The following is an 18,095-nucleotide window of genomic DNA, read 5'->3' as shown; positions in this document are numbered from 1 at the left end:
CCCCTTCTGCAGCCCGGCGGAGATCAGGTCCATCACCGAGCTGTCGGCGAGGGTGGTGACGTCGCCGACCTCGCGGTTCTCGGCGACGTCGCGGAGCAGGCGGCGCATGATCTTGCCGGAGCGGGTCTTGGGCAGCTCGGGGACGATCATGACCTGCCGCGGCGTGGCGATCGGGCCGATCTCCTTGCGCACGTGCTGGCGCAGCTCCTGGACGATGTCGTCCCCGCCGTCACCGGCCTCCTCGCGGAGGATGACGAACGCGCAGACCGCCTGGCCGGTGTCCTCGTCGGTGGCGCCGACGACCGCCGCCTCGGCGACCTTGGGGTGGGAGACGAGCGCCGACTCGATCTCGGTGGTGGAGAGCCGGTGGCCGGAGACGTTCATGACGTCGTCGACCCGGCCGAGCACCCAGATGTCGCCGTCCTCGTCCTTCTTGGCGCCGTCGCCGGCGAAGTAGTAGCCCTTGCCGTCGTTGGCCTTGGCGAAGCGCGCCCAGTAGGTGTCCTTGAACCGCTGGTCGTCGCCCCAGATGGTGCGCAGCATGGCCGGCCACGGGCTGGTCACCACGAGGTAGCCGCCGGAGCCGTTGGGCACCGGGTTGCCCTCGTCGTCGACCACGTCGGCGCTGATGCCGGGTATCGCGGTCATCGCCGACCCGGGCTTGGCCGCGGTGACGCCGGGCAGCGGGCTGATCATGATCGCGCCGGTCTCGGTCTGCCACCAGGTGTCGACCACCGGCGTGCGGTCGCCGCCGATGACCTTGCGGTACCACACGTAGGCCTCGGGGTTGATCGGCTCGCCCACCGACCCGAGCACCCGCAGCGAGGACATGTCGAACCTGCCGGGGATCTCGGCGCCCTGCTTCATGAACGACCGGATCGCGGTCGGGGCGGTGTAGAAGATCGTCACCCCGTAGTCCTGGATGATCTTCCACCAGCGACCGCGCTCGGGGCTGTCGGGCGTGCCCTCGTAGAGCACCTGCGTCGCGCCGTTGGCCAGGGGCCCGTAGACGATGTAGCTGTGGCCGGTCACCCAGCCGATGTCGGCGGTGCACCAGTAGACGTCGGTGTCGGGCTTGAGGTCGAAGACGGCCCAGTGCGTGTACGCCGCGCCGGTGAGGTAGCCGCCGGTGGTGTGCAGGATGCCCTTCGGCTTCCCGGTGGTGCCGGAGGTGTACATGACGTAGGAGCGGGTGCTCGGCGTCGAACGCCTCGGGCACGTGGTCGGACGGGGCGGCGTCGACGACGTCGTGCCACCACACGTCGCGCCCGTCGGTCCAGCCACCGTCGCCGAGGTCCTGGCCGGTGCGGCGCACGACCAGCACCTTCTGCACCACCGAGGTCTTGGTCAGCGCCTCGTCGACCGCCGGCTTCAGCGCCGAGGCCTGTCCCCGCCGGTAGCCGCCGTCGGCGGTGACGACCACCTTGGCCTGGCAGTCCTCGATCCGCGAGGCCAGCGCGTCGGCGGAGAACCCGCCGAACACCACCGTGTGCGGGGCGCCGATCCGCGCGCACGCCAGCATCGCGACGATCGCCTCGGGGATCATCGGCAGGTAGATCGCGACCCGGTCGCCGGCCGAGACGCCCAGCTCGGTGAGCGCGTTGGCGGCCTTGGAGACCTCGTCCTTGAGGTGGGCGTAGGTGAGGTCGCGGGTGTCACCCTCCGGCTCGCCCACCCAGTGGATCGCGACCTTGTCGCCGCGCCCGGCCTCGACGTGCCGGTCGACGCAGTTGTACGCCGCGTTCAGCCGGCCACCGACGAACCACTTCGCGAACGGGGGGTTGCCCCAGTCGAGGACCTGGTCCCACTCCTGCGCCCACGCCAGCCGCCGGGCCTGCTCGGCCCAGAACGCCGCCGGGTCCTCGGCCGCCGCGGCGTAGGCGTCGGCGGTCACGTTGGCGCTCGCCGCCAGCTCCGCGGGCGGCTCGAACCGCCGCTCCTCGCGGGACAGGTTGGCGAGGGTCTCCTCGGTGTTGCTCACGGTCACTCCTGGTCTCTCAAGGGTTCGGTGGCTGTGCTCTGCACAGTAGGGCGCCGGAGGCGACGAGACCATGCCCACCAGGCCCGGACCGCGTCGGCCCCCGCACGACGACGCGCGCCGTCGTACTCCCCCGGTACGACGGCGCGCGCCTCGGCAGCGTCAGGCGAGCGGCTCGCCCTCCGCGTGCCTCGCCACCAGGTCGGTGCGACCCGGGTAGCGAACCTCCTCGACGAGGTGCTGCATCGTCTCCGACGGCTTGCGGGTGAACTGCGACACCACGATCGTGACGACGAAGTTCAGCAGCATGCCGATGAAGCCGAAGCCCACCGGTGCGATGTCGAGGATCGGGTCCTTCCCGAGGAAGAACCAGGCCGAGTCCGAGGGCAGCGTCCAGACGAAGTACGCCATCGTGACGACGATGCCGGCCGCCATGCCCGCCGCGGCGCCCGCGGCGGTGCACTTCTTCCAGAAGATGCCGAGCACCAGGATCGGGAAGAAGCTGGCCGCCCCGAGTCCGAAGGCGAGCGCCACCACCTGGCCCGCGAAGCCCGGCGGGTCGATGCCGAGCCAGCCGGCGACGACGACGGCCACACCCATCGAGATCCGGGCGACCAGGAGCTGCTGCTTCTCGCTCGCCGCCTTGTTGATCCGCTTGTGGTAGACGTCGTTGGCGACCGACGACGAGATCACCAGGAGCAGCCCGGACGCCGTCGACAGCGCCGCCGCGAGGCCACCGGCGGCCACCAGGCCGACGATCGGTGCGGGGAGGCCGCCGATCTCCGGCGAGGCGAGCACGAGGATGTCGTTGTTGATGAGCACCTCGTTGCTGCCGGCCGCGCCCTGGAAGTCGATCGCACCGTTGCCGTTGAGGTCGGTGGGGGCGCCGGTCGCGTCCAGGTTGGTGATCAGGCCCGCGCTGGCCCACGTGTCGAACCACGACTGGTCGGCGAGGTTGCCGTCGCTGGACGCGGACAGGATGTTGAACTTCGAGAACGCCGCGACCGTCGGGGCGGTCGTGTAGAGCAGCGCGATGAAGAACAGCGCCCACAGGGCCGAGTAGCGCGCGGCCCGCACGTTCTTGGCGGTGTAGAACCGCACGATCACGTGCGGGAGGCCCGCCGTGCCGAACATCAGGGTGGCGGTCAGCAGGAACATGTTCATCTGGCCGCTGCCGGTCAGCGCCGCGGTGTAGTCGCCGAACCCGAGGTCGGCCTGCAGGCCCTGCAGCTCGTCGAGGATCTGCCCCCAGCCCACCTGGGGCAGCGGGATGTCGGTGAGCTTGGTGGAGATGGCCACCGCCGGGATCAGGTAGGCGATGATCAGCACGGTGTACTGGCAGACCTGGGTCCAGGTGATGCCCTTCATGCCGCCGAGCACGGCGTAGAAGAAGACGATGGCCATGCCGATCAGCACGCCGACGGTCGTGTCGACCTCGAGGAACCGGCTGAACACCACGCCGACGCCGGCCATCTGGCCGACCACGTAGGTGAGGGACACGACGATCGCGCAGATCACCGCGATCAGCCGGGCGGTCTCGTTGTAGCGGTCACCGACGAAGTCCGGCACGGTGTACTTGCCGAACTTGCGCAGGTACGGCGCCAGCAGCATCGCCAGCAGCACGTAGCCGCCGGTCCAGCCCATCAGGTACGCCGAGCCGCTGTAGCCGTTGTAGGCCAGCGCGATCAGGCCGGCCATCGAGATGAACGACGCCGCACTCATCCAGTCGGCGGCGATCGCGGCGCCGTTCGCCGGAGCGGGGATGCCGCCGCCGGCGACGTAGAAGCCGGAGGTGTCGGAGACCCGGCTGGCGTAGGCGACGTAGATGTAGAGGGCGAAGGTGACGCCGACGAAGACGAGGGTCCAGATCTGGATGTCGCTCACGAGCCGCGCACCTCCTCCTCGTAGTCGTCGACGCCGTACTGCTTGTCGAGCCGGTCCATCGAGAACACGTAGACGGCGATCAGCGCCAGGAAGACGAGGATCGAGCCCTGGTTGGCGAACCAGAACCCGAGCGGGAACCCGGCGATCTCGATCTCGTTGAGCGCGTCGGCGAAGAAGATCCCGGCCCCGAAGGAGACCAGCGCCCAGATGGCGAGGAGGATCGTCATCAGCCGGAGGTTGCTGCGCCAGTAGGCCCGGCGCGTCTGTTCATCCATTCCCACTGCTCCGTTCGTAGGGGTGGCGGGCGGTGCCGGCGCGTGACCGGCAACACACCGAGGCAAGCAACGGGGCCGACCGCCGGTCAAGGCGAACGTGTGCTCCGCGTCACACTTGTCGGCGAACGGTGCGAACGGCTCGGTGAGTGGGCGGCCGGGGGCGGCAGCGGCCGCGCGACGGCACCGAGCCGACCGTTCGGCGCGTTGCCCCGACCGTTCGTCGCGCGAACCGGGCCGGTGCGGCCGGACGAGCGGTCGCCGGCGCGAGGTGTGGCTGGTGCGTGACCGGGGTCACGCCGGTTACGGTCGGGGCATGGCCTCCACCGCAGCCAACCGCGTCCGCCGGCCGGTCCACCCGGGTCGGAAGCGACTCGCGCTCGCCGTCGCCATGGTCGCGTTCGGGTCGTTCCTCCCGTGGGTGCAGACCGCCGTCGGCAACCTCTCCGGTGGCAACGGGCCGGGCCTGTGGACGTTCTACGGCGCGATGTTCGGGCTCGCGGGCGCGCTGCTGCCGATGCGGCGGCTCGGCGCCTTCCAGGCGACGGTCCTCAGCGTGGTGGCCGTCGTGCTGCCGGCCTGGCAGATGGTGCGGATGCTCCGCCTCGTCGGCACCGAGGGCTGGCTGCCCGGGCCCGGTGCGGTGCTCGTGCTCGGCGGCGGGGTGCTCGCGGGCGTCGCGGCCTGGCAGCTGTGGCACGCGCCGGCGGCCGACCCGGCAGCCTGACCCGCCACGCGGTGGGCGCACCGCGCGGCCACGAACGACCCGGTATCACCGGGGTCGTGAGGGCGTGAGGAGGAGTTGACCGGAGGGCTACGCCCGGGGTCGACCGGCTGAAACGGCGCCCGCCCAGGATCGGGACGGACCACCGACCGGACCGTGCCTGCGCAGGAGCCCCGATGACCCTCGTCCCGCCCGCGAGCGACCGCGCCGCCCGCCCCGCCGACGACACCGTCGCCGACACCCTCACCGACACCGTCGGCACTGAACCGGCCCCGCGCCGCCGCACCGGCCGCTGGATCGACGACTGGCGACCCGAGGACGAGGAGTTCTGGGCCACGACCGGCGCGCCGGTGGCCCGGCGCAACCTGGCGTGGTCGATCTTCGCCGAGCACCTCGGGTTCTCGGTGTGGCTGATCTGGAGCGTCAGCTCGGCGTTCCCTGCTGGCCCAGGGGTTCGCGTTCTCGCCGCAGCAGCTGTTCTTCCTCGTCGCGATCCCCAACCTGGTCGGCTCGCTGCTGCGGATCCCCTACACGCTCGCGGTCGGGCGGTTCGGCGGCCGCAACTGGACGATGGTGAGCGCCGCGCTGCTGCTCGTGCCGACGCTCTCCTTCGCGTTCTTCGTGACCCGGCCGGGCACGCCGTACTGGGTGTTCTGCGTCGTCGCCGCTACGGCGGGGTTCGGCGGCGGCAACTTCGCCAGCTCGATGGCCAACATCAACTTCTTCTACCCCGCGCGGCTGAAGGGCGCCGCGCTCGGGCTCAACGCGGCGGGCGGCAACATCGGCGTCGCGCTCATCCAGCTCTTCCTCCCGGTGGTCGTCGGCGGCGCCGGGATCTTCGGGATCGTGCAGGCGTCGGCGGGCGGCGTCCACCTCGAGCGGGCGGCCTGGCTGTACGCCGGGCTGGCGGTCGTCGCGACGGTGGCGGCGTACCTGTTCATGGACAACCTCGGGACCGCCCGCACCGACGCGCGCCGGCAGCTGCGGGTGCTCCGGCACCGGCAGACGTGGGTGATGTCGTTCCTCTACGTCGGCACCTTCGGGTCGTTCATCGGCTACTCCGCGGCGATGCCGCTGCTGATCAAGCTCAACTTCTGGGTCGCCGACCCGGCGCCGACAGGCACCGGCATCTACTTCGCCTACTACGCCTTCCTAGGGGCGCTCGTCGGGTCGCTCACCCGGCCGCTGGGCGGCTGGCTGGCCGACCGGTTCGGCGGCGCCCGGGTCACGCTCGCCGCGTTCGCCGTGATGGTGCTCGCCACGCTCGGAGTGCTGTGGACGCTGGTGCAGCTCACCCCCAACCCCGACCAGCTCGCCGCGGTCGCCGACGAGAACCGGTCGTGGTTCCCGGTGTTCCTCGGCTTCTTCCTCGTCGTGTTCGCCGCGACCGGGGTGGGCAACGGGTCGACGTACAAGATGATCCCGGCGATCTTCCGGGTCGAGGCCGACCGGGCGGCGGCCCCCGGCACGCCGGAGCACGACGCCGCGGTGCTGGCCGCGACCCGCGACGCGTCCTCGGCGATCGGGGTGATCGGTGCCGTCGGGGCGGTCGGCGGGTTCCTGATCCCGATCACGTTCAGCTCGCCGTGGGTCGGCGACCCGATGGCGGCGACCCGCACCGCTTTCGTGGTGTTCACCGCCTTCTACCTGTGCTGCGCCGCGGTCACCTACCTCTGCTACCTGCGCCGCCCCCGGCCCGGGGCCGCCCACCCCGGCTACGCCGGCGTCTGACTGTGAGGTCGTGAGGAGGAGTTGACGTGGAGGGCGCGGTGGGAGACGCGTCGGCGAAACGGGCGGTCGGTGGAATGCGGGACGTGACCGAGAGCCGGGGAGCGCGCACGACGCGCTCGCACTGCCCCTACTGCAGCCTGCAGTGCGGGATGACGCTCACGCCGCAGCGGCGGGGCGGGCTCGAGGTCGGCGCGTGGCCGGAGTTCCCGGTCAACGAGGGCGGCCTGTGCCGCAAGGGCTGGACCGCCGGCGAGCTGCGCGGCAGCCGCGAACGGCTCACCACGCCGCTGGTGCGGGACCGGGCCACCGGCGGCCTGTGCGCCGCCGGGTGGGACGAGGCCCTCGACCTGGTCGCCGGGCGGCTCCGGTCGCTGCAGGCCGAGCACGGAGCCGACGCGGTGGCGGTGTTCGGGGGCGGCGGCCTCACCAACGAGAAGGCCTACCAGCTAGGCAAGCTCGCCCGCGTCGCGCTCGGCACCAGCCAGGTCGACTACAACGGCCGCTGGTGCATGAGCTCGGCGGCCAGCGCCGCCAACCAGGCGTTCGGGATCGACCGCGGGCTGCCCTTCCCGATCGCCGACGTCGAGCGCGCCGACGTGGTGGTGCTGGTCGGCTCCAACCTCGCCGAGACGATGCCGCCCGCCGCCCGCCACCTCGACCGGCTCCGCGCCGGCGGCGGGCAGCTGGTCGTCGTCGACCCCCGCCGCACCCCGACCGCCGACCGGGCCGACCTCGTCCTCCAGCCGGTGCCCGGCACCGACCTCGCCCTCGCGCTCGGCGTCCTGCACCTCCTCGACGCCCGCGGCGCGGTGGACGAGGCGTACGTCGCCGCGCGCACCACCGGCTGGGACGACGTACGCCGCTCGGTCGCGACCTGGTGGCCGGAGCGGGTGGAGCGCACCACGGGCGTCGCGACCTCCGAGCTGCACGCCCTCGTCGACCTGCTCGCCGGTGCGGAGCGGGTCGTCGTCCTCACCGCCCGCGGCGCCGAGCAGCACGCCCACGGCACGGCGACGGTGCTCGGGTGGATCAACGTCGCGCTCGCGCTCGGGATGCCGGGGCGCCCGCACGCCGGCTACGGCTGCCTGACCGGCCAGGGCAACGGCCAGGGCGGCCGGGAGCACGGTCAGAAGGCCGACCAGCTGCCGGGCTACCGGTCGATCGAGGACCCGGCGGCGCGCGCCCACGTCGCCGGTGTTTGGGGCGTGCCCCCGGAGACCCTCCCGGGGAAGGGCCGGTCGGCGTACGAGCTGCTCGACGCCCTCGGCGAGGAGGGCGGCCCCCGGGCCCTGCTCGTCCACGGCTCCAACATCGTCGTCTCCGCGCCCAACGCCGGTCACGTCACCCGGCGGCTGGAGTCGCTCGACCTGCTCGTCGTCTGCGACATCGTGATGAGCGAGACCGCCGCCCTCGCCGACGTCGTCCTGCCGGTCACCCAGTGGGCCGAGGAGACCGGCACCATGACCAACCTCGAGGGCCGCGTCGTCCTGCGCCGGCGGGCGGTCGCCCCTCCCGACGGGGTGCGCAGCGACCTCGACGTCATCGCGGGGCTGGCAGAGCGGCTGGGGTCGCCCGTGCCGTTCGCCACCGACCCGGAGGAGGTGTTCGCCGAGCTCGGCCGCGCCCTCCGCCGGCGGCGCGGCGGACTACTCAGGGATCAGCTACGACCGGATCGCGGCCGAGGACGGCGTGTTCTGGCCGTGTCCGGCGACCGGCGCGGGGGAGGACCCCCACCCGGGCACCCCGCGGCTGTTCGCCGACCGGTTCGCGACGCCCGACGGCCGGGCGCGGTTCCTCGTCCAGGAGCACGTCGGGCCCGCCGAGCCGCCGGACGCGGCGTACCCGCTGCACCTGACGACGGGCCGGGTGCTCGCGCAGTACCAGTCCGGCGCCCAGACCCGCCGGATCCGCTCGCTGCCCGACGACGGGCCGTTCGTCGAGCTGCACCCGATGCTGGCCGACCGGATCGGGGCCCACGACGGCGACCCGGTCGTCGTCCGCACGCGCCGCGGCGAGCTGAAGGCGCCGGCGCGGGTGGTGCCCACGATCCGGCCCGACACCGTGTTCGTGCCGTTCCACTGGGTCGGGGCCAACCGGCTCACCAACGACGCGCTCGACCCGTCGAGCCGGATGCCGGAGTTCAAGGTGTGCGCGGCGGAGGTGGGCGTGTGACCAGGCGGATCGTCGTCGTCGGCTCGGGGATGGCGGCGACCCGCCTGGTGGAGGGGCTGGTCGCCCGGGGCGTGCACCACGACGCCCGGGTGACCGTGCTCGGCGACGAGCCGGTGGCGCCGTACAACCGGATCCTGCTCTCGGCCGTCCTCGAGGGCAGCCACCGGCCCGAGGCGCTGGCGATGCGGCCGGAGGAGTGGTGGGCCGGCCACGGCATCGACCTCCGGCTCGGTGCCCGGGTCCTCGAAGTCGACCGCGCCCGGCGCGACGTGATGCTGGTCGACGGCACCACGATCGACTACGACACCCTCGTGCTCGCCACCGGCAGCATCCCGACGCTGCCGCCGGTGCGCGGACTGGTGCGGATGGACGGCTCGCTGCACGACGCCGTGCACGCCTTCCGCTCGCTCGCCGACTGCGAGCGGCTCCTCGCGGCGCTGGCCGCGACCGGCGACGAGGACCGACCGGTCCGCCGCCGGGCGGTCGTGGTGGGCGGCGGCCTGCTCGGCCTCCAGGTCGCCCGGGCGCTCGGCGCCCGCGGGCTCGACACCGAGGTCGTCGAGGGCGGCGAGCACCTCCTGCACCAGCAGGTCGGCTCCGCCGCCGGCCGGATCCTCGCCCGCGACCTGCGCCGGCTCGGCGTCGAGGTCTACACCGGCGTCCGCGCCGTGCGGCTGAGGGACTCCGGACGAGGGGGTCGTGCTGCGGCTCGACAACGGCGTCGACCTCGACACCGATCTCGTCGTGCTCACCGCCGGCGGCCGGCCCTCGACCGCGCTGGCCCGGCGGGCGGGGCTGGCCGTACGGCGGGGGATCGTCGTCGACGACCGGCTCGCCAGCGTCACCGACCCCGACGTGCACGCGATCGGCGACTGCGCCGAGACCCGGTCGTCCCCGGCGGGGTCGTCGAAGGACTCGTCGGGAACGTCGGAGGGCGGCCGGACGAGCGGGTTCGTGCCGTCGGCGTGGGACCAGGCCGAGGTCCTGGCCGGCGTCCTCGCCGGGGAGCCGGTCACCTACGACGGCAGCCGGGTCGTCGCCCGGCTCCGCGCCACCGGCCTCGAGGTCGCCGTGCTCGGCGACGCCGGGCACGAGGTGGCCGCCGGCGGCGACGTCGTGGAGGTCGCCAACCCGGTCGCCGGCTCCCACCGCCGGCTGGTTGTCCGCGACGGCCGGATCGTCGCCGCGACGCTGGTCGGCGACCTGTCCCGGGTCGGCCTGATCACCCAGCACTTCGACCGCGGCACCGTCCTCGGGTCCCACGAGCCGGGGCGGCTGCTGGTGCCGGAACGGCCGGAGCCGGCCGGTGGCGCCGGCGGACCGGGTGGCGCGGGTGGCTCCGGCGGCTCCGGCGGCATGGCCGCCGCCCTGCCCGACGACGCCGAGGTGTGCGCCTGCGCCGGCGTCACCGCCGGCCGCGTGCGGGCGTGCTCCTCCCTCGAGGACGTCCGCGACACGACCCGCGCGACCACCGGCTGCGGTGGCTGCGCCCCCGTCGTCCGGCAGCTGCTCGACAGCGGCCGGACCCTGGCAACGAGAGGAACCTGATGGCACCGCACCTGAGGAAGCAGCTGGTCGTGGTCGGCCACGGCATGGTCGGTCACCGCTTCGTCCAGGCCGCGATCGAGCGCGGGCTCACCGAGACCTACGACATCGTCGTCGTGGGGAGGAGCCGCGCCCGGCGTACGACCGGGTCGCGCTCACCTCGTTCTTCGAGGTCGGGGCCGAGGCGCTCTCCCTCCTGCCCGAGGGACGGTACGACGACCCGCGGGTGCGGCTCGTGCTCGGCACGCCGGTGACCGAGCTCGACCCGGAGCGCCGGACGGTGCTCCTCGGCGACGGCGAGGAGCTGCGCTACGACGAGCTGGTGCTGGCCACCGGCGCCGCGCCGTTCGTGCCGCCGGTGCCGGGAACCGACCTCGACAACGTGTTCGTCTACCGCACGATCGAGGACCTGGAGGCGATCCGCGAGGCGGCGCGGACCGCCCGCTCGGGCGCGGTGGTCGGCGGTGGCCTGCTGGGCCTCGAGGCGGCCAACGCGCTGCACCAGCTCGGTGTCGAGACGCACGTGGTCGAGCTGGCGCCGCGGCTGATGGCGGTGCAGGTCGACGACGCCGGCGGCGCCACCCTCCGCCGCCACGTCGAGGCCCTCGGTCTCGGTGTCCACACCGGGGTGACGACAGAGCGCCTCGACGGCGGTGCCGGGGGCGCCGTCACGGGTCTCCGGTTCGCCGACGTCGACGAGCCGCTCGACGTCGACCTGGTCGTGCTCTCCGCCGGCATCCGGCCGCGGGACGGGCTCGCCCGCGCGGCCGGGCTCGACCTCGGTGAGCGCGGCGGTGTGCTGGTCGACGCGCAGTGCCGCACCTCCGCGCCGCACGTGTGGGCGGTCGGCGAGTGCGCCGCGCCCGCCGGCCGGGTCTACGGCCTGGTCGCTCCTGGCTACGCGATGGCCGAGGTCGTCGTCGACGCGCTGCTCGACGGCCCCGGGTCGTTCACCGGCGCCGACCTGTCCACCAAGCTCAAGCTGCTCGGCGTCGACGTCGCGTCGTTCGGCGACGCGTTCGCGACCACCGACGACGCCCTCGAGCTGGTCTACGCCGACGCGGTCGCCGGCGTCTACAAGAAGCTCGTGGTCCGGGGAGAACGCCGACGGCGGCCACGAGCTCCTCGGCGGGATCCTGGTCGGCGACGCGTCGGCGTACGGCGTGCTCCGGCCGCTGGTCGGGAGCGGGATCACGCTGCCCGACAACCCCGAGGAGCTGATCCTGCCCGCCGGCCGCGGCGGCGCCGCCGACCTCGGCCTGCCCGACGACGCGCAGGTCTGCTCCTGCAACGCCGTCACCAAGGCCCAGATCAGGGACGCGGTGGCCGACGGCTCCACCACCAACGACGGCGGGCCGTGCACCGACCCGGCCTGCGTCACCCGCTGCACCCGCGCGGGCGCCACCTGCGGGTCGTGCAAGCCGGTCGTCAAGAAGATCGTCGAGGAGCACTTCGCCGCGACCGGGCGCACCGTCGACCGGTCGCTCTGCGAGCACTTCGCGATGACCCGCCAGGAGCTGTTCGAGGTGGTGGCGGTCCACGGCTACACCCGGTTCGACGAGGTCGTCGCCGCCCACGGCCGCGGCCGGGGCTGCGACATCTGCAAACCGGCGGTCGCCTCGGTGCTCGCCAGCCTGCTCAACCACCACGTGCTCGACGCCCCCGAGCTGCAGGACACCAACGACGCCTACCTCGCCAACCTGCAGAAGAACGGCAGCTACTCGGTCGTGCCGCGGATCCCCGGCGGGGAGATCACGCCCGAGCGGCTGATCGTGATCGGCGAGGTGGCGAAGGAGTTCGGGCTCTACACCAAGATCACCGGCGGTCAGCGGATCGACCTGTTCGGGGCGCGGATGGAGGACCTGCCGCGGATCTGGAAGCGGCTCGTCGACGCGGGCATGGAGTCCGGGCACGCCTACGGGAAGTCGCTGCGCACGGTGAAGTCGTGCGTCGGGTCGACCTGGTGCCGCTACGGCGTGCAGGACTCCGTGGCGCTCGCGATCGAGCTCGAGCTGCGCTACCGCGGGCTCCGCTCGCCGCACAAGCTCAAGGGCGGCGTCTCCGGCTGCGCCCGCGAGTGCGCCGAGGCGCGGAGCAAGGACTTCGGCGTGATCGCGACCGAGAACGGCTGGAACCTCTACGTCTGCGGCAACGGCGGCGCCGTGCCGGCCCACGCGCAGCTGCTGGCCGGCGACCTGACCAAGGACGAGCTGGTGCGCTACCTCGACCGGTTCCTCGTCTACTACGTGCGCACCGCCGACCGGCTGCAGCGGACGTCGGCGTGGCTGGACGAGGTCGGCGGCCTCGACCGCGTCCGGGAGGTCGTCGTCGACGACTCCCTCGGCCTCGCCGCCGAGCTGGAGGCCGCGATGGCGCGGCACGTCGACTCCTACTTCGACGAGTGGAAGGCGACGCTGGAGGACCCCGACAAGCTCGCCCGGTTCGTGTCGTTCGTCAACGCACCGGACGTGCCCGACCCCAGCATCACCTTCCGCGACGAGCGCGGCCAGGCACGGGCGGCGCTCACCGACGGGCCGGTGGCCCTCGGAGCGGCGATCCCGGTCGGCGCGCCGGCGGGAGCCGCCGAGTGAGCGCCCGGGTGGGGCCCCTGCCCGCGCCGGCGGAGTGGGACACGGGAGCCGCGTGGGTCGAGGTGTGCACCCTCGACCGGATCCACCGCGAGAGCGGCGTGACCGCGCTGGTGCGGGGCGAGGCGGTCGCCGTGTTCCGCACCTGGGACGACCGGGTCCACGCACTGTCGAACTTCGACCCGTTCGGCCGGGCCTCCGTCCTCTCCCGCGGCATCGTCGGCACCCGCACCGTCGGCGAGGAGGAGGTGCCCTTCGTGGCGAGCCCGCTGCTCAAGCAGCCGTTCGACCTGCGCACCGGGGTCTGCCTCGACGACCGCTCGGTCGCGGTGCCGACGTACGACGTCCGCGTCGTCGACGGGACTGTCCTCGTCGGCGCCCGGCGGGGACAATCCAGCCGTGAGCGACGCACCCCTGTCCGGCTTCAGGATCGGGGTCACCGCCGTGCGGCGGGCCGACGAGCAGGTGGCGCTGCTCGAGCGCCGCGGCGCGGAGGTGGTGCACGCGCCGGCGCTGTCGGTCGACCCCAACCGGATCGACGAGGCCGCGCTGCGGGCCGCGACCGAGGAGGTGCTCGCGCGACCGGTCGACGTCTTCCTCGCGACCACCGGCATCGGGATGCACTCGTGGCTGACCGCCGCCGAGCGCTGGGGGCTCCACGACGCCCTCGTCGCCCACCTCGGCCGCGCCGAGATCCTCGCCCGCGGGCCGAAGAGCGTCGGCGCCCTTCGACGGCACGGGCTGCGGGAGCTGTGGTCGCCGGAGTCGGAGGAGTTCGAGGACGTCCTCTCCCATCTCCGCGGTCGCGACCTCACCGGCCTGCGGATCGTCGTCCAGGAGCACGGCCAGTCCCTCTCGATGGCCGCCCACGCGCTGCGCCGGCTCGGCGCCGACGTCACCACCGTCACCGTCTACCGGGTCGACCCCGCCACCGACCCGGAGCCGATGTTCGGCCTGATCGACGCCGTCGCCGCCCGCGAGGTGCACGCCGTGACCTTTCACCGCGGCGCCCGCCGTGGCCGCGCTGATGGAGGCCGCCGGCTCCACCGGCCGGCGCGACGACGTGGTCTCGGCGTTCCAGGCCGACGTGGTCGCCGCCTGCGTCGGCCCGGTCACCGCCGCCGCGTTCGAGATGTGGGGCGTCCCGTCGATCTACCCCGACCGCTCCCGGCTCGCGGCGATGGTCAAGCAGCTCGAGCTCGAGCTGCCCTCCCGCGCCGCCGGCACCACGGTCGAGGTCGCCGGCCACCTGTTGCTGCTGCACGGCGACGACGTCCTCCTCGACGGCGCCGAGGTCAAGCTCTCACCCGCGCCGTACGCCGTCCTCCAGGCGCTGCTCGTCAACCCCGGCAACGTCGTCTCCCGCCGCGACCTCCTCGCCGCCCTCCCCTCCGGCACCGCCGGCACCGAGCACGCCGTCGAGATGGCCGTCGCCCGCCTCCGCGCCGCCCTCGGCACCCGGTGCGTGCAGACGGTGGTGAAGCGCGGGTACCGGCTGGCGGTCGCGGGGTGAGGGGGGATGTGCTGGGCGATGGGCTCGGGGTGATGGGCGCGGGGTGATGGGCTCGGGGTCGGCGCGGGCGGGGCTCGGTCGCAGGCGGCGCAGATTCATCAAGGTATGTCGGTGAGTTGTCGCTTCCCACGGTGGGTACGCCGTGGGAGGCGCGGGTTCGTCGACATACCTTGATGAATCTGCGCCACCTGAGGCAGCGTTGCTCGCGCACCAGCCCGCCCGAGCCATCTGTGCTTCCCAGGAGTCGCCGTGCCGCAGGTCATGCCACCGTCCGCCGACCTGCCCGACGACGCATGGATCGGCAGCCGCGTCTCGATCGGGTGGCTGTCGGCCGGCACACCGCCCGGCGTCCAGGACCAGGTACACGCTGCGTGGCAGGAGCTGTTCCGCGAGCCTGCCTGGCGGGCGTGGATGATCGAGCACGAGGCGGTCATCTACGACGACGACGTCGAGATGTACCTGTGGGTGGAGGACCGGGCTGCGGTACGGGTGCGGTACGGCGCCAGCCTCGACCTCTACCTGCCAGCCCAGCAGCTGCTCGGTGGTCCGCACCGGGTGCGGGAGGTCGCACGCGATGCCATCCGGCGGATCTATGGCCGGCTGGCTGGGAAGGTCGGCCTCCCGGCCCCACCGGCCGTATGAGCAGCCCCTCGTGGCGCAGATTCATCAAGGTATGTCGGTGAGTTGTCGCTTCCCATGGTGGGTACGCCGTGGGAGGCGCGGGTTCGTCGACATACCTTGATGAACCTGCGCCACCTGAGGCTCGACCCCCCGGACCGCCCCGAACCACACCCCCGAACCACCCCCTCCCCACCCACCCGATGCCCTAGCCTCCGACCATGCCGAGCCCCGACCTGCCGCGGAGCGTGCGGATCGGCTACGGGTCGGGGTCGGTCGCGACGGGGGCGTTCGGCACGGTGCCGGGGCTGATGCTGCTGCCCTACCTGACCGACACGTTGGGGATCGCGGCGGCGTTGGCGGGCGTGATCGTGTTCGCGCCGAAGGCGTGGGACGTGCTGCTCAACCCGGTCGCGGGACGGATCAGCGACCGCACGGCCGACCCGCGCGGGCCTCGACGGCCGTGGCTGCTGCGCGCCGGGTTGCCGCTGGCCGCCTGCTTCGCGTTGATCTTCGCCGCACCGGACCTGCCGCAGGCGGGGGAGGCGGCGTGGGTGCTGGTGTTCTTCCTGCTCGCGGCGACGGCGTACGCGTTCTTCCAGGTGCCCTACGTCGCGATGCCGGCGGAGGTGACGCGGTCCTACGACGAGCGCACCCGGCTGATGACCTGGCGGGTCGCGATCCTGGCGTTGACGATCATGCTCGCCGGCGCCAGCGCCCCGGCGATCCGGGACGCGGTGGGCGGGCGCGACGGCTACCGGCTGATGGGGCTCGCGATGGCGGCCGTGATCGCGGTCGGCGTCGTCGGTGCGTACGTCGGCACCCGCCGCGCGCCGGTCGGCACGGTGCAGCCGGGGGCCGGGACGCTGCGCGACCAGCTCGCGATCGTCGCTGGAGCGCGGGACTTCCGGCTGCTGCTGACGACGTTCGTGGTGCAGGCGCTGGCGACCGGGTGCATGCTCGCGGGGGTCGACTACCTCGCCGGCGACGTGCTCGACCGCGACGGCGCGGCGACGATCCTGTTCGTGTGCTTCGTGGGACCGGCGCTGGTGCTCACGCCGCTGTGGTCGGCGCTCGGCGCCCGGATCGGCAAGCGCCGCGGCTACCTGCTCTCCTCCCTCGTGCTCGCAGCCGGGGCGGGACTGGCGGCGACCGCGCAGTCGGCGCCGCCGGCGGTGGTGTTCGCGGCCACCGGGCTGGTGGGGGGTGGGCTACGCGGGCTGCCAGGTGTTCCCGATGGCGATGCTGCCGGACGCCGCGGCCGTCGACGCGCGGCGTACGGGCAGCAACCGGGTCGGCGTCTACACCGGCGTGTGGACGGCCGGCGAGACGCTCGGCCTGGCGCTCGGGCCGGGCCTGTTCGCACTCGTGCTGGCGGTCGGCGGCTACCGTTCCAGCACGACCGACGACGTGGCGCAGCCCGAGTCGGCGCTCACCGCGATCACGCTCGGGTTCTCGCTGCTCCCGATGCTGCTGGTGCTCGGCAGCCTGTGGTGGCTGGCCCGCTACCGGCTCGAGGCCGCGGACGTCGACCTGCCGGAAGGAGTCCGATGACCAGCCCGACCAGCCCGCAGAGCCCGACCAGCCCGCTCGCCCGGCTCGCGGACCTGCGCGCCGACGACCTGCCCGTCCACACCGGCCGCACGCTGGCCTACGTGTTCGACTCCGGCCTGCCGGAGGTCGACCGGGTCGCGCGGGAGGCGGTTGCGGCGTTCGCGTCGACCAACGGTCTCGACCCGACGGCGTTCCCCAGCCTGCTGCAGATGGAGAACGAGCTGGTGGGGTTCGCGGCGCGGCTGCTCGAGGCGCCCGAGGATGCGGTCGGCACGGTCACCTCCGGCGGCACCGAGTCGGTGCTGCTGGCGGTGCAGGCCGCGCGCGACGGGGCGCCCGGCGTCCACCGGCCGTCGATGGTGCTGCCGGACACGGCGCACGCCGCGTTCCACAAGGCCGCGCACTACTTCGGCGTCGAGGCCCGGGTGGTCCCGACCGGCGCCGACCACCGCGCCGACCCGGCGGCCACCGCGGAGGCGGTCGACGACACCACGGTGCTGGTCGTGGCGAGCGCGCCGTCGTACGCCCACGGCGTCGTCGACCCGGTCCCGGCGCTCGCGGCGCTGGCGCGCGACCGCGGGATCCGGTGCCACGTCGACGCCTGCATCGGCGGCTGGGTGCTGCCGTACGCCGCCCGGCTGGGCCGGCCGGTGCAGCCGTGGACGTTCGCGGTCGAGGGCGTCACGTCGGTGTCGGTCGACCTGCACAAGTACGGCTACGCCCCCAAGGGCGCGTCGCTGCTGCTGCACCGCGACGCGTCGCTTCGCCGGCCGCAGCTGTTCGCGTGGGCGGACTGGCCCGGCTACACGATGCTGAACCCGACGATGCAGTCGACGCGGTCGGGCGGACCGGTCGCGGGCGCCTGGGCGGTGGTGCAGGCGCTCGGCGACGACGGCTACCTCGAGCTGACCCGCAAGGCGCTCGAGGCGACCGACGCCGTGGTCGCCGCGGTCGAGGAGGCACCGGCGCTGCGGCTGGTCGCCCCGCCCGACTCCACCCTGGTGGCCTTCACCACCGACGACACGTGCGACCCGTTCACGGTCGTCGACGAGATGCAGGAGCGCGGGTGGCACGTGCAGCCGCAGCTGTCGCACCGCGGGCGGAAGGCGAGCGTCCACCTGTCGGTGAGCGCGGCGACCGCCGACCACGTGCCCGAGCTGCGTGCGGCGCTCGCGGACTCGGTCGCGGCCGCCGTCGCCCGCGGACCGGTCGAGGTCGACCCGGGCGTCGCGGCACTGATCGCCGCACTCGACCCGGCCGGCCTCACCGACGCCGACTTCGACGGCCTGCTCGCGGCGGCCGGGCTGGCGAGCGGCGGCGGTGGCGGCTTCGCGCTGCCGGCGCGCCGGGCCGAGGTCAACGCGCTGCTCGACCTCGCCGCCCCCGCGCTGCGGGAGGCGGTGATGGTGGCGTTCCTCGACCGGCTGTCGCGGCCGGCGCGGTGATGTAACTCAGTGTTCGAGCTGCTACCGCCGTGTTGTGACGTGTCCCAGCGCCCGGGTAGCGGTCCGAACAC

11 protein-coding genes and 7 pseudogenes are annotated in these 18,095 nt (G+C 73.6%); 15 read left to right on the top strand and 3 right to left on the bottom strand.

The features are described 5' to 3' along the window. Nucleotides 1-12: 12 nt before the first annotated feature. The 3 genes and pseudogenes from acs to MF408_RS08185 all read right to left on the bottom strand — a co-directional run. Nucleotides 13-1,951, bottom strand: a pseudogene (gene acs / locus MF408_RS08195) (acetate--CoA ligase); the annotation flags it as partial. Between the two features lie 189 nt (nt 1,952-2,140). Then, complete coding sequence (locus MF408_RS08190) at nt 2,141-3,862, bottom strand: sodium:solute symporter family protein (protein WP_240250961.1); 1,722 nt, start codon at nt 3,860-3,862, stop codon at nt 2,141-2,143. After that, complete coding sequence (locus MF408_RS08185) at nt 3,859-4,137, bottom strand: DUF4212 domain-containing protein (protein WP_240250960.1); 279 nt, start codon at nt 4,135-4,137, stop codon at nt 3,859-3,861. The genes MF408_RS08190 and MF408_RS08185 overlap by 4 nt, the downstream gene beginning before the upstream one ends. 313 nt (nt 4,138-4,450) lie before the next feature. On the opposite strand from MF408_RS08185, the gene MF408_RS08180 reads away from it, so the two are divergent. From MF408_RS08180 to MF408_RS08115, 15 genes and pseudogenes are all read left to right on the top strand, one after another. After that, complete coding sequence (locus tag MF408_RS08180) at nt 4,451-4,861, top strand: hypothetical protein (RefSeq protein WP_240250959.1); 411 nt, start codon at nt 4,451-4,453, stop codon at nt 4,859-4,861. Between the two features lie 435 nt (nt 4,862-5,296). After that, complete coding sequence (locus MF408_RS08175; protein WP_345893929.1) at nt 5,297-6,589, top strand: MFS transporter; 1,293 nt, start codon at nt 5,297-5,299, stop codon at nt 6,587-6,589. A gap of 74 nt (nt 6,590-6,663) precedes the next feature. Further along, nucleotides 6,664-8,091 (top strand): annotated as a pseudogene (locus MF408_RS08170) (molybdopterin-dependent oxidoreductase); the annotation flags it as partial. A gap of 187 nt (nt 8,092-8,278) precedes the next feature. Continuing rightward, nucleotides 8,279-8,761: a molybdopterin oxidoreductase family protein gene (locus MF408_RS26785; protein WP_345893878.1), complete on the top strand. Its 483-nt coding sequence runs from the start codon at nt 8,279-8,281 to the stop codon at nt 8,759-8,761. Nucleotides 8,762-8,790: 29 nt separating this feature from the next. Further along, nucleotides 8,791-9,396 (top strand): annotated as a pseudogene (locus tag MF408_RS08165) (FAD-dependent oxidoreductase); the annotation flags it as partial. Nucleotides 9,397-9,460: 64 nt separating this feature from the next. Beyond that, nucleotides 9,461-10,309 (top strand): FAD-dependent oxidoreductase, encoded by an 849-nt coding sequence (locus tag MF408_RS25150; RefSeq protein WP_275693373.1) that lies wholly within the window; start codon nt 9,461-9,463, stop codon nt 10,307-10,309. Beyond that, a pseudogene (locus MF408_RS26780) lies at nt 10,242-11,117 on the top strand (FAD-dependent oxidoreductase); the annotation flags it as partial. The gene MF408_RS25150 and the pseudogene MF408_RS26780, both read left to right, overlap by 68 nt. Nucleotides 11,118-11,469: 352 nt before the next feature. After that, entirely contained in the window at nt 11,470-12,897 is a 1,428-nt protein-coding gene (locus tag MF408_RS08150; RefSeq protein WP_240250958.1) for a (2Fe-2S)-binding protein, read from the top strand. Continuing rightward, a pseudogene (gene nirD / locus MF408_RS08145) lies at nt 12,894-13,256 on the top strand (nitrite reductase small subunit NirD); the annotation flags it as partial. The gene MF408_RS08150 and the pseudogene nirD, both read left to right, overlap by 4 nt. A gap of 37 nt (nt 13,257-13,293) precedes the next feature. Next, nucleotides 13,294-13,833, top strand: a pseudogene (locus MF408_RS08140) (uroporphyrinogen-III synthase); the annotation flags it as partial. An 88-nt stretch (nt 13,834-13,921) separates the two neighbouring features. After that, the gene (locus tag MF408_RS08135; protein WP_240251748.1) at nt 13,922-14,407 is read left to right on the top strand and encodes a winged helix-turn-helix domain-containing protein; all 486 of its coding nucleotides are present in this window, start codon (nt 13,922-13,924) and stop codon (nt 14,405-14,407) included. 249 nt (nt 14,408-14,656) lie between these two features. Further along, entirely contained in the window at nt 14,657-15,049 is a 393-nt protein-coding gene (locus MF408_RS08130) for a hypothetical protein (RefSeq protein WP_240250957.1), read from the top strand. A 197-nt stretch (nt 15,050-15,246) separates the two neighbouring features. Next, a pseudogene (locus tag MF408_RS08125) lies at nt 15,247-16,170 on the top strand (MFS transporter); the annotation flags it as partial. Nucleotides 16,171-16,261: 91 nt separating this feature from the next. After that, a complete protein-coding gene (locus MF408_RS08120) occupies nt 16,262-16,579 on the top strand; it encodes an MFS transporter (protein ID WP_345893928.1) in 318 nt (105 codons plus the stop codon). Beyond that, a complete protein-coding gene (locus tag MF408_RS08115; protein ID WP_240251744.1) occupies nt 16,576-18,024 on the top strand; it encodes an aspartate aminotransferase family protein in 1,449 nt (482 codons plus the stop codon). The genes MF408_RS08120 and MF408_RS08115 overlap by 4 nt, the downstream gene beginning before the upstream one ends. Nucleotides 18,025-18,095 lie beyond the last annotated feature (71 nt).

Source organism: Nocardioides sp. TF02-7 (assembly GCF_022437945.1).
In the GTDB taxonomy this organism is placed as follows: domain Bacteria; phylum Actinomycetota; class Actinomycetes; order Propionibacteriales; family Nocardioidaceae; genus Nocardioides.
This window is presented reverse-complemented; position numbering and strand designations above follow the sequence as displayed.

Excerpts from the sequence above, each read along its gene's own strand:
- MF408_RS08185 (WP_240250960.1), bottom strand. The coding sequence starts at position 4,137 with ATGGATGAACAGACGCGCCGGGCCTACTGGCGCAGCAACCTCCGGCTG.
- MF408_RS08180 (WP_240250959.1), top strand. The coding sequence starts at position 4,451 with ATGGCCTCCACCGCAGCCAACCGCGTCCGCCGGCCGGTCCACCCGGGT.
- MF408_RS08135 (WP_240251748.1), top strand. The coding sequence starts at position 13,922 with ATGGAGGCCGCCGGCTCCACCGGCCGGCGCGACGACGTGGTCTCGGCG.
- MF408_RS08120 (WP_345893928.1), top strand. The coding sequence starts at position 16,262 with ATGGCGATGCTGCCGGACGCCGCGGCCGTCGACGCGCGGCGTACGGGC.
- MF408_RS08115 (WP_240251744.1), top strand. The coding sequence starts at position 16,576 with ATGACCAGCCCGACCAGCCCGCAGAGCCCGACCAGCCCGCTCGCCCGG.